The organism is Neobacillus sp. 204 (assembly GCF_046562815.1).
In the GTDB taxonomy this organism is placed as follows: Bacteria; Bacillota; Bacilli; order Bacillales; family Cytobacillaceae; genus Neobacillus.
Genome location: NZ_JBJORY010000027.1, coordinates 19,077 through 35,605 on the forward strand (window position 1 = coordinate 19,077; position 16,529 = coordinate 35,605).

Here is a 16,529-nt window from a genome sequence, read left to right on the forward strand (position 1 = left end):
ATATATGAAATTAGCAGGAAAAACAGCGATCATTACCGGGGGTGGGGGCGGTATTGGCCGCTCGACCGCTGTCCGATTTGCAAAAGAAGGAGCAAGGGTCGCTGTAGCAGATATTGACGCCGCTATTGGTGAAGAAACCGTTAGTTTAATAAAAAGAGATGGCGGTGAAGCAATTTTTATTAAAACAGATGTAACCGATTCAGACGGTATAAGAGCATTAATCGACACCACGACAAGCACATTTGGTGCTTTACATATTTTGTTCAACAATGCTGGAGTGGGAAACTCTGAAGTAAGAAGTGTTGATTTGGCAGAAGATGAATGGGACCGAGTCATTGATATTAATTTGAAGGGTGTATTCCTTGGAATAAAATATGCCATACCAGAATTAATTAAAGCAGGAGGCGGAGCAATTATTAACACCTCCAGCTTACTTGGCTTAAAAGGGCAGAAATATGTGTCTGCATATAATGCATCAAAAGCAGGGGTTGTCATGCTGACACAAAATGCGGCACTTGAATATGGGAAACACAACATCCGAGTCAATGCGATTGCACCCGGAGTGATTGACACCCCAATTATTGAGCATTGGAAGCAAAATGAGCGGAAATGGCCAATCATTTCAAGGGCCAATGCACTGGGCAGAATTGGGACCCCGGACGAGGTTGCTAATGCGGTGGTATTTTTAGCTTCAGATGAGGCCTCGTTTATTACAGGGGCAACTTTGTCTGTCGATGGTGGCGGCTTAACCTTTTAGTAACTTTGTAATTATTGCTATTACCGGAGTTAATAAAACATTTTGGGAGGTAAATTGATGACTGGCAAGAAAGCCTGGTTAGCCCACTATCCAGATAGCATTGAAACTAATATTACAATTCCAAATATACCATTAAGTCAAATCCTTCAAGAGACGACTGAAAAATACCCGGACAATAATGCCCTATCATTCTATGGTAGGAAATTTACTTATCAGCAATTGAACGCACTCGTCCGTACCTTTACATCTGCTTTACAGCGAAATCAAGTTCAAAAAGGCGACCGAGTAGCAATCATGCTCCCTAACTGTCCGCAATATGTCATTTCCTATTACGGAATTCTTACTGCTGGGGCAATCGTTACCCAAGTGAACCCGATGTCAGTGGAAAGGGAACTTGAATATATCCTAAAGGACTCCGGTGTGGAAACCATTGTTGTCCTCGATGCTCTATATCCAAGGGTGAAAAGTGTTCAAGCACTTTCCCAATTAAAGAACATCATTGTTGTGAGCCTCCAGCCTTCGGAGCATAATTTTGCTCCAGACAGAAGCTTTGAAGGTTTCTTATCAGAAAGCACCGGAAATGTCCTCCCGATTGAAGTGGACCCAGAGCACGATGTTGCTGTTCTTCAATATACGGGTGGAACAACCGGAAGGTCAAAAGGTGCGATGCTGACTCATCGTAATGTATTGGCAAACGTCATACAGTGTTATGAGTTCTTTAAGGAAGAAATGGAAATAGGGGAAGAACGGTATTTAACGGTTATTCCACTTTTCCATGTATTCGGGATGAGTTCTTGTATGAATCTATCAATCTATACAGCCTCTGAGTCGATCATGCTTCCTCGGTTTGAGCTGGAGGAAGTATTAAACACCATTAAGAATGAACAGCCTACGGTTTTTCCTGGTGTGCCAACGATGTATGTTGCCATTACTAGTCATCCTCGTGCTGAAGAATACGGGATTAACAGCATTAAAACGTGCAACAGCGGTAGTGCGCCAATGCCGCTTGAACTGTTGCGCAGCTTTGAAAAGAAAACGGGGTCAAAGATTTTAGAAGGCTATGGATTATCAGAGGCCTCACCAACAACACATTGCAACCCGCCATTTTCAGAACGGAAACCTGGCAGCGTTGGAATCGGTGTTCCGTCTACCGAGTACAAAATTGTAGATGTCGCAACCGGGACTAAGGAGGTGCCAGTTGGTGAACTAGGGGAGGTCATTATTAAAGGACCGCAGATTATGAAGGGTTATTGGAATTTGCCGGAAGAAACGGCCAATACCCTCCGTGACGGTTGGTTATACACAGGCGATATTGCGAAGGTGGATGAAGATGGTTATCTATACATCGTTGACCGGAAAAAGGATTTAATTATTGCGAGCGGCTTCAATGTGTATCCACGAGATATAGAAGAGGTCCTGTACGAACATCCAACTATACAAGAGGCGGTTTGTATTGGTGTTCCCGATCCCTATCGAGGAGAAGATGTGAAGGCTGTTATAGTACTAAAGGCAGATAAAACGGTGAAGGAGGAAGAAATCATCCAATATTGTAAGCAAAACTTGGCAGCTTATAAAGTGCCACGCCAGGTTGAATTCCGTGATTTTCTACCGAAAACTAATGTAGGAAAAATTCTCCGTCGTGCCTTAAGGGATGAAGTGAAAAATAAATAAGTACGTTTCGAATTTGAGAATGATTTCGAAAAACAATTTAGATAGTAGAATTCCTCGTTTGTGCTTAAAGGGTCGTTATAGTATATGATATAATTCTCAATAGACATATTAGAGAATGCGAGGACATAATGTGAAAGAAAAAATTACAACACAAAGCATCCGTCTATTTGAAAAAAAGGGATTTACCGAAACATCCATTCAAGACGTGGTTGATTCTCTTGGTGTGACAAAGGGTACGTTCTACTATTACTTTTCGAGTAAGGAAGAATTACTGATGGATATCCACCTTGGGTATATAGATGGATTACTTTATAACCAAGAGCGAATATTAAATGATGCTTCGAAATCGTTTAAGGAAAAATTATCTGCGAATGTTTATATGCTAATTACGAATATAACCACTCAAGGGGCAGCAGCTAAAATTTTCTTTCGAGAAATGAATAATTTAAGTCCTGAACATTTAGAATTAATTGTACAAAAAAGAGACCAATTCCGTCTAAATATTGAAGGTATGATTCGAGATGGCGTCGAAAAAGGGGAGTTCAGGCCCGAATTAAATGCACCAATCATTACAATGGGTATTCTGGGGATCACAAATTGGAGCTATCATTGGTTTAATCCAAATGGAAGATGTACAGACCAGGAAGTTGCCGAGCTTTTTGTCGAAATGATCTTAAAGGGAATTCAAGATAATTGAAGAAAAAGGTATAGAGGGGGATTCTAGAGTATTGTTATCCCCCCCTTTATTTAATGTAAATACCAACCGGTTAGTATCGTTTTGAATTTTCGAAATTGAAAGGAGGAATCTGATGCCGCATCAAATGAGTAAGGATACCATCCCTGTCCGAAAAGGTGAGGAACTAAACTTGCTTGCCCTTGAACAGTTTTTACAAGAAAACATCGAAAACTTATCTAGTGGACCACTTGAAATTTTACAGTTTTCTGCCGGACATTCCAATTTAACGTATCAAATAAAAAAAGGTAATTGGGAAGCTGTTTTGCGACGCCCTCCTCTTGGTCCAGTGGCTCCGAAAGCGCACGATATGGAGAGGGAATTTAAAATTCTCTCTGCATTGCACCCGATTTTTCCTGTTGCCCCGAAGCCCTATTTGTTTTCTGATAATGAAACAATCGTAGGCAGCCGCTTTTTCTTGATGGAAAGGAAAAATGGAATCGTTATCGATACCTCATTTCCTGACGGAATAGCGATAACGGATGACCTCTGTCGGCATCTCTCGGAAGTAATGGTCGAGCAGCTTGTGGAATTACATGCCATTGACTACAGAGAGACAAGTCTTGCTGAAATTAGCAAGCCGGATGGGTTTATGGAAAGGCAGGTCCAGGGCTGGATCGGGCGTTATGAACGGGCAAAAACGGATGAAATCGAATGTCTCGAGCATTTGAAAAAATGGCTAGTGGAGCATACACCTAAAAAACATGAGTTCACCATTATTCATTATGACTATAAATTCAATAATGCCATGTTCAATGAAAATTTAACGAAGATGGTGGGTTTGTTTGATTGGGAAATGACTACCGTCGGAGACCCGCTTACAGACCTTGGAGTGGCGATGGGGTATTGGAATCAAAGCGACGATTCGGAACTTTTGATTAATGGATTAGGAAAGGCACCAGTCACAGCGGTCCATGATGGGTTTTTGACAAGGAATGAATTTATCGAACTTTATGCGAAAAAAAGCGGGCGGGATGTGACTAATTTCAACTTTTACCTAACGTTTGCTTATTTCAAACTGGCGGTCATTGGTCAACAAATCTACTATCGCTATAAAAAAGGGCAAACAACAGATATTCGTTTTGCCAATTTTAATTATTTCGTAAAAAATTTAATTCAGCATGCAGCTAATGTTGCAGATGAGAGGTTTTAAAAGGGAGCTGGATGTGAATGACGATGATTCACCTTCTCATGAAGAAAGAAGACATCCGTGAAGAGAAGATTGTAGAGGGAAATAAAGTAGTCGTGGTCTTAGATATACTTCTGGCGACCACCACTATCGTATCAGCCCTTAAGGATGGAGCAAAGGATGTTATTCCTGTTTTAGACAGGAATGAAGCCATCGAACTTGCAAAAGAATATCACCAGGATGAATGTATTCTGGCTGGAGAATTAGATGCAAAACCGATCGACGGGTTTGTTTATCCCAGCCCCACCATAATCAAAGAAACAATTAACGGAAAAACGTTAATTTTATCGACGACGAACGGCACCGTTGCGTTAAGAAGATCGTCTTCAGCAAATAAGGTCTATATTGCCTCTTTACTCAATAACCCAGCCATTGCCGGTGCCATTCAGAAAGTAACAATGGATCACACCATTCTCATCATTTGCTCCGGAAATTCAGGAGAAACGAGTTTAGAAGATTTTTATGGGGCAGGCCACTTAATTGAATGCTTGGTAAATCATAGGGAATATGAATTAACAGATGCAGCGAAAGCGGCCTTATATTTTTACCAGGGGAAAGTGGATGCATATGAAATTTTACTAGATTCCTATGTTGGAAAACTACTCGATAAATATGAACAGCGGGCGGACTTAAGGGTAGCCGCTTCTAAAGGCATTACATCGATTGTTCCTATTTTAAAAAAAGGAAAAGTCGTGGTTGAAACAATTTACTCTGTATAAAAGGTGGAGATTTTTGATGAGGTTTGCACAAACGATTGCCTTAGTAACAGGTGCTGGAAGTGGAATAGGCAGGGCAACAGCACTCCGGCTTGCCAATGAGGGTGCGAAGGTAATCTTAGTAGGCAGAACGAAACAAAAGCTTGATGAAACCGCTGAGGAAATTAATAAAAAAAGTAGAATTCCGTTGGCAGAAGTTTTCGCTGCTGATTGTACGGATGAAGAGGATGTTACAGAATTAGCAGAGTATGTTGAGCGCTATTACGGTGATTTACATGTTTTGGTGAATAATGCCGGGGGTTCAAGGAATTCAAGGATATTAGAAATGTCTGTACAAGAGTGGGACGATGTTCAAGATGCTAATTTGAAGAGTGTCTTTTTAGTATCAAAAACCCTTGGGAAAATCATGGTTGAGGGGGCACAACGGCAGACACATAACCGAGCAATCGTCAATATTGCCTCCTTATCTGGACACCAGGCAGGTGCGGAAATACCACATTACAGTGCGGCGAAAGCAGCAGTCATTAATTTGACGAGGTCTCTAGCGTTAGAATTAGCTCCTTATGACATCCGTGTCAATTCTGTCTCCCCAGGATTTGTTGAAACGCCATTAACCGAACGAGGGTTAAAAAATGATAAATTTGTGAGAGCAATTCAAAAAAACACAGCCTTAAGAAGAGTAGGTAACCCTGAAGAAATTGCTAGTGTGATTGCCTTTGCTGCATCACACGAGGCCTCCTATATGACCGGTTCTGATTTACTGGTAGATGGAGGCTGGCTGATTAAATAAGTCTTTATAGAATGGAAGATTGCAAACTTAAACTGGAAGGAAGATGAAGATGAGCCAAGAACATTTATTAATTGAAAAATTAGGTCCGGTATTGTCTTTGACATTAAACCGCCCTGAAAGTCTAAATGCGTTTAGCCCTGAAATGATTTTGGGATTAAAGAATGCGCTTACAAAACCCCAAGATGATGAAGATATTCAAGTGATTGTGTTATCAGGTGCAGGCCGATCCTTTAGTGCAGGTGGGGACGTGAAAACGATGGGGCAGGCAGGTTCTATTCAGGTTTACGAGCATATTGGGAAGTTGAATGAACTCATTTTATTAATGAAGGACACAGAAAAGCCGATTATTGCCGCTGTCCATGGGTTTGCAGCAGGAGCAGGGGTTAATTTGGCCTTGGCGTGTGACTTAATTATTGCTGCGGAGGATAGTAAGTTTGCCCTCAGCTTTTCACAGGTTGGTTTAATCTCTGATGGCGGCGGCTCCTATTTACTACCAAGATTAATTGGCCCACATTTAGCAAAACAATTCTTCTTTACGGCAGAGCCAATCCCAGCAGAACGTCTATATCAACTAGGTGCGATTAATTATTTAGTCCCAGTTGAAAAACTTCAAGAAGAAACAACCAAGTTTGCTTTAAAATTGGCCCATGGTCCTGGCAAAGCATTTGGAAAGCAAAAGAAATTAATTGAACAGTCATATACATCAACGCTTGAGGATATCCTTGAGCAGGAACGGTTGATCCAAACATTAATGGTGCAAACAGCTGATCACAAAGAAGGAATAACCGCCTTTAAGGAAAAGAGAAAACCAGCATTTAAAGGAAAATAGGAGATGACTAATATGAAAGCAGTCCGATTAACAGAATATGGTGGACCTGAAGTATTACATTTAGTTGAAATCGACAAGCCGGTTCCAACCGGTCACGAAGTTTTAATTGAAATCAAAGCGATTGGTGTCAACTATGCAGACACCGCAAGGAGAGAGGGGCAGTATGTAGTCAAAACACCGCTGCCTTTCATTCCTGGTGCTGAAATTGCCGGAGTTGTCGCCGCCGTGGGTGAAAAAGTAACGACGGTTAAGCCAGGGACAAGAATTGTAACCCTAATCGAATCAGGGGGCTATGCAGAATATGCGTTAGCCAATGAAAAGGCACTGATTCCCATTCCTGAACAATTAGATTTTCATACCGCTGTTGCCTTGCCGCTTCAAGGCTTAAGTGCGTACCATATTTTAAAAACTATGGGCAGGTTAGAAAAGGGTGAAAGCGTCCTTGTTCATGCAGCAGCCGGGGGGGTAGGAACCATTGCCGTCCAGTTGGCTAAGTTGTTTGGGGCAGGCAAGGTCATTGCTACAGCTAGTTCAAAAGAAAAATTGGCTTTAGCACAGGAAATGGGGGCAGATGTCCTAATCAATTATACAGAGCCGGACTGGGAACAGCAGGTTCTTGAGGCAACAGGTGGCAAAGGGGTCAATGTTGCACTAGAAATGGTGGGCGGAGTTGTTTTTAATAAAACAGTCAAATGCCTTGCCACGTTTGGACGCCTTGTTGTATTTGGAGCAGCAAGCGGAGAGCAAGGTAGATTCTATCCTTCATCATTGATGGCTAGGAATCAATCCGTGATCGGCTTTTTCCTGCCACAGATTATGAGAAAGCCAGAATTACTGCAGCCAAGCTTGGTTGAGTTACTTACATACCTTGGTGCTGGAAAATTAAAACTCACTATTGGCGGGGTATTTCCATTAGAAGATGCTGCGAAGGTCCATACCCTCCTCCAAGGACGGAAAACACAAGGGAAGTTAATTCTAGAACCGTAGAAGGACGAAAATCAACTCGTGAAAGTGCACCTGGGCAACTTATTTTCTAATTTTAGTAGACACTTTGAAAGGATGAACGAATGATGAAAACAGTTGAAACAGTAACAGGTACGATTCCCGTTGCACAATTAGGGAAAACACTTATTCATGAACATTTTATTTTTGGCTATCCAGGCTATCAAGGCGATGTTACCCTTGGTCCTTTCATTGAGGAAGAAGCACTTGAAGCAGCCATTGATGTAGCCCGACTCATGCAAAGTTATGGAGTACAAACAGTTGTCGACCCTACACCTAATGAATGTGGAAGGAATCCATTATTCTTAAAGAAAATCTCTGAAGCAACAGGACTGCAGATTATTTGTGCGACGGGTTATTACTATGAAGGTGAAGGGGCACCTCCGTACTTCAAGATGAGACAGGGCTTAGGTTCCGCAGAAGAGGAAATCTATGAGATGTTTAAAACAGAGATTACCGAAGGGATTGCTGGAACGGGGATTAAACCAGGAATTATTAAATTAGCTTCCAGTAAGGATGAGATTTCTGAATACGAGAAAATGTTCTTTCGAGCGGCCGCAAGAGTCCAACGAGAAACAGGGATAGTTATTCTGACACATACCCAGGAAGGAACCATGGGACCTGAGCAGGCAAGAATGCTTATCGAACAGGGCGCGGACCCGAGCAAAATCATTATCGGCCATATGTGTGGCAACACCAATTCCGCCTATCATAAAGAGGTATTGGACCAAGGCGTCAGAATTGGTTTTGACCGTTTCGGGATTCAGGTTCTGGTCGGTGCCCCTTTTGACCAGGAAAGAGTAGCGACGCTAATGGCACTAATCAATGAGGGGTATGAAAATCAAATTTTATTAGCCCACGATTCCGTGAATATTTGGCTTGGCCGGCCGCCTGTCATGAACGAACAAGTTACACAAATCATGGAAAACTGGCATCCAGCCCATATTTTTGAAAACATCCTACCAACCTTACGTGAAATTGGTATCACCGAAAAACAAATCGACAAAATGCTCGGCTTAAACGCAGTATCATTATTTGCGGGTGCGTCCGTTAAAGTGAACTAAAGCAAAGGAAGAGGTCTTGAATTTGATTCAAGCCTCTTTTTTTTGAGGAAGACTATGTTAAAACCCATTGTTGATATTGGCAACATGTTGATTGGAGCGGAAATCAACATTCCAGTTGTAGAAATAGCTTTAAATATTAATAAACTATGAACAAACTATTAATTAGTAGGGAAGAATTGTATTTATGGTTGATATGCTTAAAATTTGAGATAAACTTAGGTAAAAGGACACTTTAGGTTTCAGTAGGAGTTGAACAAATTTGAGAATATTAGTTATTGAAGATAATAAAAGTGTTTGCTCAATGATCGAAATGTTTTTTGCCAAAGAGGGCATTGATGGTGAGTTTGTGAATGACGGCCTCGAAGGATATAACCGCATTAAAGAAGGGACATGGGATGCCCTTATTATTGACTGGATGTTACCTGGAATGGACGGTGTAACCATTTGCCGAAAAATTAGGCAAGAAAATTATACGGTTCCCATCATTATGTTAACAGCAAAAGATAGTGAGTCAGACCAAGTGCTCGGGCTTGAAATGGGCGCGGATGACTATGTAACCAAGCCATTTAGCCCTTTAACGTTGATGGCAAGAATTAAGGCAGTTACACGCCGCTTCCAAACTCAAGTGCCTAAGGGCAGTGAAGATTTCCTACAGACAGAGCATTTTAAAATAAGTAAAAATACGCGAGAAGTGATTGTGGACGGTAGTCCAGTTACAAACTTAACACCTAAAGAATTTGACTTACTTTACTATATGGTTGAGCATCCCCGTCAAGTGTTTTCAAGGGAGCAGCTGCTGGAGAGGGTTTGGGGCTATCAGTTTTACGGTGACGAACGAACGGTTGATGTTCATATTAAACGGCTTCGAAAAAAAGTCGAAACAACCGCACAGCCATTCTTCCATACCGTTTGGGGGGTAGGGTATAAGTTTGATGAGTCAATCAAAACGGATGAAGTTTAGATACATTTACCAACAGTTTTTCAGTCATATTAGTATCATTATTGTGGCTTTTTTAGTACTAAGTCTTTTGTTTGCTCATTATGTTGAAAATTTGGTCTATGAGAACAAAGCTAACGAGTTGATCACTTACGGAAAGTCCATCCTGTCAGAGATTGAACAAACACCACAAGCAACGGAGTCAATTATTAATCGCTATAGTTCTGTATTAGAGACAAGAAAAATGAGTTTTAGTATGTTTGACCAGTATGGGAATCTATACGCAGTCGGGAAACAGGGTCCGGCAATTCGAGGCTTGTCCGACAAAGATTGGGAGCGAATTTCTAAAGGTCGAACCCTGGTAGTGAATAGTGATTTTAAAAGGTTTGGCCAAGAGGGTGTTACCTTTGTTGTTTTACCATATATAGAAAACGGGCGCTTTATTGGAGGAATTTTGCTAACCTCACCGATTAGCGGTTCAAGTGCCATGGTTCATCGTGTCAATCAATATATCTTTTACACGATTCTGATTGCACTCGGTGTCTCGTTTTTACTTAGTTGGTTGTTATCGAGGATTCATGTGAACCGGATTAAACGTCTGCGCGAAGCAACGTCCCTCGTCTCAACGGGGAATTACCATGTACATGTTTCTTCCTCTAATTTTGATGAAATTGGTGAGTTAGCGAACGATTTTAATCATATGGTCGATAAAATTAATACCTCGATGGAGGAAATTGAAAGTTTAGAAAATAGGCGAAGACAATTTTTATCAGATGTTTCCCATGAAATGCGGACCCCGCTGACGACAATTAGTGGAGTCATCGAAGGTTTGAAAAATGACATGATTCCAGAAGAAGATAAAGAACGTGGAATAAATCTTGTGAGTCAAGAAGCAAAAAGACTGATTCGTCTTGTCAACGAAAACTTGGATTTTGACAAAATTCGCTCCAATCAAATCCAGCTATACAGAGAAGAGTTTCAGCTCCTCGAATTACTGGAAATTATTCAGGAACAATTAATGCCTCAAGCAGAGGATAAAAATAATCAAATTGTGATTGAGGCGGGACCTGAAGTCATGGTTAATGCTGACTATGATCGTCTGATCCAAATATTAATTAACATCACCAAAAATAGCATCCAGTTTACCTCGGACGGGACAATTTGGCTTCGAGGCAGAACGGAAGGCCAGTCAACCATTATCGAAGTGGAAGACACAGGGATTGGCATTGATCCGAGTGACATTGAAAATATCTGGCGCCGTTTCTACAAGGCTGATATTTCCAGGACTAGTAATCCCTATGGTGAATTTGGGTTAGGTCTTTCGATTGTTAAACAATTGGTTCTCCTTCATAATGGTGAAATAAATGTTTTCAGTGAAGCGGGAAAAGGGACAAAATTCGTCATTAAACTATAGAAATCTGCGAGAAGCTGCGGGCCGGTGCCTGTAGCTTCTTTTTTCTACAAAAACGTTAAAATTTCTTAGTTATTTCTAAAAGCCGTTATAGTTTGTTAATAATTTCTTAAGATTTGTGAGGTAAAGTAAAGACAAGATAAAACATGCATAAAGGAGCTTGAGTATGATGGAATTTAAAAATGAAAATGAGTTCGATAAAAGTCAACCAAATTCATCTGAGGCGATAGAAAATCCTAATATAGAAAAACAATTAAAGGACACGATTCATGTCAACCATACAGAAGAAAATTCGCATGCCGTCGATGCCACCTTTACAGTGGAAGCAAATGCCACTTGGGATCGTGAGGAACGAGAAGATCGGTCCGAATTCGAACCCACAACAGAAGCAATTTTACCGCCAGAAATGGAACAAACACGGACGACCAGTCAAGTAGATCAAAAGCATAAGAAAAAACGGAATGTAAAAGGATTTGCCTCCACACTTGCCGCAGGGGTCATTGGGTCTGTTTTGACATTAGCCGTACTGCCTCATACAGACTACATAAAAAATCATTTCCCGAAAGTGGAAAATCAAGAGGCAATCAGTTCTCAACAAGGAACTTCGGTCAAACCAGTCGTGGCTCAGCCCACAGCTGCATCATCGAACTCGATTGCGGACACGGTTGAAAAGGTTTCGAAAGCCATTGTCGGCATCGTTAATTATCAGCAACAACAGAATAATTTTTATGGAAATCCTAACCCTTCACAAAGTGTGGAAAGCGGTTCTGGATCGGGAGTAATTTTTCAAAAAAATAATGACACGGCTTATATCGTTACCAATAACCACGTAGTCGAAGGGGCAACGAAACTTGAAGTATCATTGTTTGATGGAGAAAAGGCGACAGCGGAAGTGGTTGGCACTGATGCTTTAACCGATCTCGCAGTCTTAAAAATTGATGCCAAATACGTGACTGCAACCGCTGATTTTGGTGATTCGTCCACACTTCGCCCAGGCGACCAAGTCTATGCAATCGGTAACCCACTTGGACTCGATCTTTCGCGGACAGTCACACAAGGGATTGTGAGTGCTACCAACCGAAGCATTGCCATTACCACCTCAGCGGGAAATTGGGATACCAATGTCATTCAAACAGATGCAGCGATCAATCCTGGGAACAGCGGGGGTGCTTTAATTAACCCTCAAGGGCAAGTGATTGGGATTAATAGTTTGAAAATTTCTGAGAGTGGTGTTGAAGGGTTAGGCTTTGCGATTCCAAGTAATGACCTGATTCCCATTGTGAATCAATTAATTAAGAACGGTAAAATTGACCGTCCATATCTTGGGGTAGGACTTGCCGATCTTGATCAAGTAGCACAAATGTACTGGCAAAACCTGCCGAACACGACAAAAGGTGTCATGCTTACGAACATTGAGCCTAATTCTGCCGCTGCAAAGGCTGGACTTCAAGTAAAGGATATTATTATTTCTATGAATGGCACAAAGATTACCAGTTCCACAGATTTAAGAAAATATTTATATACCAAAGTAAGCAAGGGCGATGAAATAAAATTTGGAGTTTACCGCGACGGAAAACAAATCACTGTAAATGTAAAACTTGCTGAATAATTGGAGGAAGTACGTAAAAAAATGTCATTAATAAAGAAAAATAAAGTGATTGTCCTAATTCTATCTATATTAATTATTACAGCAGTAATTTTATTAAGTTTTACTCTAAAGAAGGATGAGACCGTCGCAAAGTTTAATGGTGAGGCCATAAGTAAAGATGATCTTTATAGTGAAATGGTCAAACAGTATGGTTCTGCTACCGTGGACAAAATGATTAGTGAAAAAATTGTCGCTGCGGAAGCTAAAAAACAAAAAATAAAGGTTAAAGATAGTGATCTGGATAATGAAATCGAAAAACTAAAAGCATCATATGGTGGAGATGAAGCATTTAATCAGGCGCTTGAAAGTAACAATACAACCTTGGCATTATTAAAAAAGGATTTAAAAGACTATTTGACGATCAAACAACTGCTGGCGCCACAAATAGAAATTAGCGACGAGGAAATGAAGACCTATTTTGATAAAAATAAAGATTCGTTTGCCGAAGCGGAGCAAATTAAAGCTATTCATATTCTAGTTGCTGATGAGAAGACCGCGAATGAGGTCAAACAAAAGCTAAGCGATGGCGGAGATTTTGCAAAGTTAGCCAAAGAATATTCGACCGATGAAGGGACGAAGGATTCCGGTGGCGACCTTGGTTATTTCGCAAAAGGGACGATGGTGACAGAATTTGATGATGTGGCTTTTGGACTAAAAGTCGGCCAAGTTAGTAAGCCTGTCAAGACTGAGTATGGGTACCATATTATTAAAGTAGAGGCTAAAAAGCAGGCCAAAGAAGCAAATTATAATGACAGTAAGGATAAGATTAAAGCAATATTATTGGATCAGAAAATCGATTCTGAGTATACAACCTGGTTAGAGAAAAAGAAGAAGAGTTATGACATTGAGAACACATTGGAAGAAGTTTAACCCAAGAATCAAGAGGTGAACAAGATGAATCGGGTCGGGAAATATGCAGCAAACGATACAGTAGATGATCTAGAACTGATGAATATGGTCTTTGAACTCCCTGAAAAGGATAAAATGATCATGTGGTCAGAAGGTTATATTGATCTTGTGATTGAGAAATTACCTGAGTATGCCCGAGATGTTTTGGAGAAACGCAAGGAAAAATGGGAAGATACGAAAGCCTATTATGAGAAGAAGATTGAAGAAATTATGAATCAGGATGAGTTTAAATTGAAACGAAAGGGCGAACGGAAGGAGTTCGCCCTTTTCGTCATGGAGCAGTATCCAGAATATCAATCATTACTATTTTCAATCTACGATGGAAATCTAAAGGAGGATGATTTCAGAAAGTTTGTCTACCGAAAAAGGCAAGGTTCTCGTAAAAAGTACCTTCATTAAAACGGATTGGCGGAATGAGATTCCGAAACTTTAGATTTATCAGAAAAAACGGGCTTGCAATCGTTCTCAAAACTATTTACAATAAAAATAATTGGATTGAAACGGAGGTGGAGAAGAGATGAAACGTTCTATATTTGCACGGTTACTTTGGCTGGAAGCTCTAAATATTTATCGTGCAATTTTTCATGGTGTAGTTTTCAAGGGGGGAAGTCTGCCCTTTTTTCAAAATTACAAAATGAATATGGAACGATAACACATCTCTTTACCCACTATAAATAGGTATGAAGAGAGTGCGCCTATCTGCACTCTTTTTTCATGCCTAATTTCAAAAGCCGCGGGTCTTTAAAAGATGCCTGCGGTTTTTTTATCTGGAAGAGAGTGTTCATCTTAATTTATATTAAGGCTCTTTTCGTAAACTTTGTTGCTTTTGGAGTTTAAAAAGGGTCATTTACTAATATTCTAGGCAATTTTCGCAAAGGTTCTTACGAAAAGATGCCACGAAGCATCTAGTTAAGCAGGTTGATGAACTTTTACGAAAAACAATAATCTATGCGAAAATAGCCTTTATTAATAAGGAGAATGAACATGATCATTTGCAGTGTGAATCATATTGCTAAATCATTTGGCGGAAATATTATTTTTAAAGATTTATCCTTAGAAGTACAGGAAGGGAGTAGGATTGGTCTTGTCGGTCGGAACGGGAGTGGTAAGACGACCTTATTGAAGCTACTTGCGAATCAAGAAACGGTTGATGAAGGGGTTATTCATTGGAAAAAAGGTCTGAAAATTGGCTATTTGGCCCAAATTCCAGATTTCAAAGAGCTGACTAGTAAGGAAGTATTAAAAACAGCTTTTGAGCAATTAATAGCAACTGAAACCAAGCTTCAGCAATTAGAATTTGAAATGGGAAAAGACATTGCTCCAGTGGACCTGGAAAGATTAATGGATCAATATGGAAAGCTCCAAGATGAATTTATCTTGAATGGCGGCTATGAAATGGATGCCCAATTAGACCGGATTGCAAATGGGCTGAATATAACGAACCTGCTTGATAAAAGCTTCTCATCCTTAAGCGGAGGGGAGAAAACAAAAGTTGGACTGGGTTTGAGTTTATTGAAAAATCCAGAACTTCTTTTGCTGGATGAACCGACTAACCATTTAGATTTGAAGGCAATCGAATGGCTAGGCGCCTTCCTAAAGGAATATACGGGAACAATTATTCTCATTTCCCACGATCGTTACTTTTTAGATGAAGTGGTCACGAAAGTACTGGAAATGGAAGATGGGGAAATTGATTTGTACCATACGAATTTTAGCAGTTATGTGAAAGAGAAAGAAGAGAGGCTCTTAATAGAATTTCAGGAGTATCAAGAACAGCAGAAGAAAATAAAAAAGATGAAAGAAGCGATTAAGCGCCTCCGTGACTGGGCAAATCGCGCCAATCCACCAAGTGCCGCTCTTCATAAACGCGCAACCAATATGCAGCGGGCACTTGATCGGATTGAAAAACTGGACCGACCGAAGATAGATGTCAAGAAAATGGCGATTGATTTCGAAGCAAATGTTCGTAGCGGGAAAGATGTGATTGTCATGGAAGACGTTGCGAAAAGCTTTGGCAGCAGGACTCTGTTGAACCAAGTAAATATGCTTGTTCACTATAGGGACCGTACAGCTATTGTCGGAGAAAACGGCACGGGTAAATCCACGCTTTTAAAAATGATTTTTAAGGAAATCGAGCCAGATAAAGGCGTTGTCAAGGTTGGAAGCAATGTAAAAGTCGGTTATCTTTCACAGCATGTCTTTACGGATATAGGTGATAAACCTTTGATTGACGTATTTCGGTCTGAGGTAGTCGTCAATGAAGGAGAGGCCCGTCATATTTTAGCCAGGTTTTTATTCTACGGCCCAGCGGTATTCCGGAAGGTGAGTCAACTTAGCGGGGGGGAGAGAATGAGACTTAGACTTGCCCAGCTGATGTACATGGATATCAATCTGCTAATTTTGGATGAACCCACCAATCATCTCGATATCGATTCCTGTGAAGTGTTAGAGGAAGCGCTGGAACAGTTTAATGGCACCATTTTAGCTGTATCACATGACCGCTATTTTCTTAATAAACTTTTTAAGAAAATATACTGGCTCATGGATGGGTCTGTTCACTTCTTCGATGGTAACTATGATTGGGCGAAGGGAAAGCTGGCTGAAACGATGGAGACAAAACCAATGGAAAAGCCGTTGTTGATTAAAACTACCCCGCCAAAAGGAACAAAGGTCGAAATAGATGGAGCAGACGTACTTGAGGAAAAAATTGAGCAAATAGAAGCTGAAATTCAGGTTCTGAAACAAAAGCTTGGTGAAGAAAGTCAGCTTGAATTGCTGCAAAAAATTTATCATGAGATCGAGCAGCGGGAATACAACCGTGATGGTCTCTACCGACAACTCGAGGAAATCATCTAAAAAGTAATGGCTCCCCA

16 protein-coding genes are annotated in these 16,529 nt (G+C 40.6%); all 16 read left to right on the forward strand.

Annotated features, from left to right (window positions below):
- The first annotated feature begins 4 nt into the window (after window positions 1–4).
- The 16 genes from ACJ004_RS29095 to abc-f all read left to right on the forward strand — a co-directional run bounded on the left by ACJ004_RS29095 (window position 5) and on the right by abc-f (window position 16,512).
- The gene (locus ACJ004_RS29095; RefSeq protein ID WP_410896565.1) at window positions 5–757 is read left to right on the forward strand and encodes an SDR family NAD(P)-dependent oxidoreductase; all 753 of its coding nucleotides are present in this window, start codon (window positions 5–7) and stop codon (window positions 755–757) included.
- Window positions 758–814: 57 nt separating this feature from the next.
- On the forward strand, window positions 815–2,428 hold the full coding sequence (locus ACJ004_RS29100) for a long-chain-fatty-acid--CoA ligase (protein ID WP_410896566.1): 1,614 nt from the start codon (window positions 815–817) through the stop codon (window positions 2,426–2,428).
- Between the two features lie 130 nt (window positions 2,429–2,558).
- Window positions 2,559–3,125, forward strand: a complete 567-nt coding sequence (locus ACJ004_RS29105; RefSeq protein ID WP_410896567.1) for a TetR/AcrR family transcriptional regulator — start codon at window positions 2,559–2,561, stop codon at window positions 3,123–3,125.
- A gap of 112 nt (window positions 3,126–3,237) precedes the next feature.
- Complete coding sequence (locus ACJ004_RS29110) at window positions 3,238–4,314, forward strand: phosphotransferase family protein (RefSeq protein ID WP_410896568.1); 1,077 nt, start codon at window positions 3,238–3,240, stop codon at window positions 4,312–4,314.
- Between the two features lie 17 nt (window positions 4,315–4,331).
- A complete protein-coding gene (locus ACJ004_RS29115) occupies window positions 4,332–5,069 on the forward strand; it encodes a 2-phosphosulfolactate phosphatase (RefSeq protein ID WP_410896569.1) in 738 nt (245 codons plus the stop codon).
- Window positions 5,070–5,085: 16 nt separating this feature from the next.
- Entirely contained in the window at window positions 5,086–5,856 is a 771-nt protein-coding gene (locus tag ACJ004_RS29120; RefSeq protein WP_410896570.1) for an SDR family NAD(P)-dependent oxidoreductase, read from the forward strand.
- A 49-nt stretch (window positions 5,857–5,905) separates the two neighbouring features.
- Window positions 5,906–6,685 carry an enoyl-CoA hydratase/isomerase family protein gene (locus ACJ004_RS29125; protein WP_410896571.1) on the forward strand — a complete coding sequence of 260 codons (780 nt, stop codon included), beginning with the start codon at window positions 5,906–5,908 and terminating at the stop codon, window positions 6,683–6,685.
- A gap of 12 nt (window positions 6,686–6,697) precedes the next feature.
- A complete protein-coding gene (locus ACJ004_RS29130; RefSeq protein WP_410896572.1) occupies window positions 6,698–7,672 on the forward strand; it encodes a quinone oxidoreductase family protein in 975 nt (324 codons plus the stop codon).
- An 80-nt stretch (window positions 7,673–7,752) separates the two neighbouring features.
- The gene (locus tag ACJ004_RS29135; protein WP_410896573.1) at window positions 7,753–8,751 is read left to right on the forward strand and encodes a phosphotriesterase family protein; all 999 of its coding nucleotides are present in this window, start codon (window positions 7,753–7,755) and stop codon (window positions 8,749–8,751) included.
- 259 nt (window positions 8,752–9,010) lie between these two features.
- A complete protein-coding gene (locus tag ACJ004_RS29140) occupies window positions 9,011–9,712 on the forward strand; it encodes a winged helix-turn-helix domain-containing protein (RefSeq protein WP_410896574.1) in 702 nt (233 codons plus the stop codon).
- Window positions 9,684–11,102 (forward strand): ATP-binding protein, encoded by a 1,419-nt coding sequence (locus tag ACJ004_RS29145; protein ID WP_410896575.1) that lies wholly within the window; start codon window positions 9,684–9,686, stop codon window positions 11,100–11,102. The genes ACJ004_RS29140 and ACJ004_RS29145 overlap by 29 nt, the downstream gene beginning before the upstream one ends.
- Window positions 11,103–11,268: 166 nt before the next feature.
- Window positions 11,269–12,708 (forward strand): S1C family serine protease, encoded by a 1,440-nt coding sequence (locus ACJ004_RS29150; protein ID WP_410896576.1) that lies wholly within the window; start codon window positions 11,269–11,271, stop codon window positions 12,706–12,708.
- Window positions 12,709–12,729: 21 nt separating this feature from the next.
- A complete protein-coding gene (locus ACJ004_RS29155; RefSeq protein WP_410896577.1) occupies window positions 12,730–13,617 on the forward strand; it encodes a foldase protein PrsA in 888 nt (295 codons plus the stop codon).
- A 24-nt stretch (window positions 13,618–13,641) separates the two neighbouring features.
- Window positions 13,642–14,055 (forward strand): hypothetical protein, encoded by a 414-nt coding sequence (locus ACJ004_RS29160; protein ID WP_410896578.1) that lies wholly within the window; start codon window positions 13,642–13,644, stop codon window positions 14,053–14,055.
- Between the two features lie 118 nt (window positions 14,056–14,173).
- Window positions 14,174–14,308 (forward strand): RAxF-45 family protein, encoded by a 135-nt coding sequence (locus ACJ004_RS29165; protein WP_410896579.1) that lies wholly within the window; start codon window positions 14,174–14,176, stop codon window positions 14,306–14,308.
- A gap of 332 nt (window positions 14,309–14,640) precedes the next feature.
- Window positions 14,641–16,512 carry a ribosomal protection-like ABC-F family protein gene (gene abc-f, locus ACJ004_RS29170; RefSeq protein ID WP_410896580.1) on the forward strand — a complete coding sequence of 624 codons (1,872 nt, stop codon included), beginning with the start codon at window positions 14,641–14,643 and terminating at the stop codon, window positions 16,510–16,512.
- The last annotated feature ends 17 nt before the right edge of the window (window positions 16,513–16,529 follow it).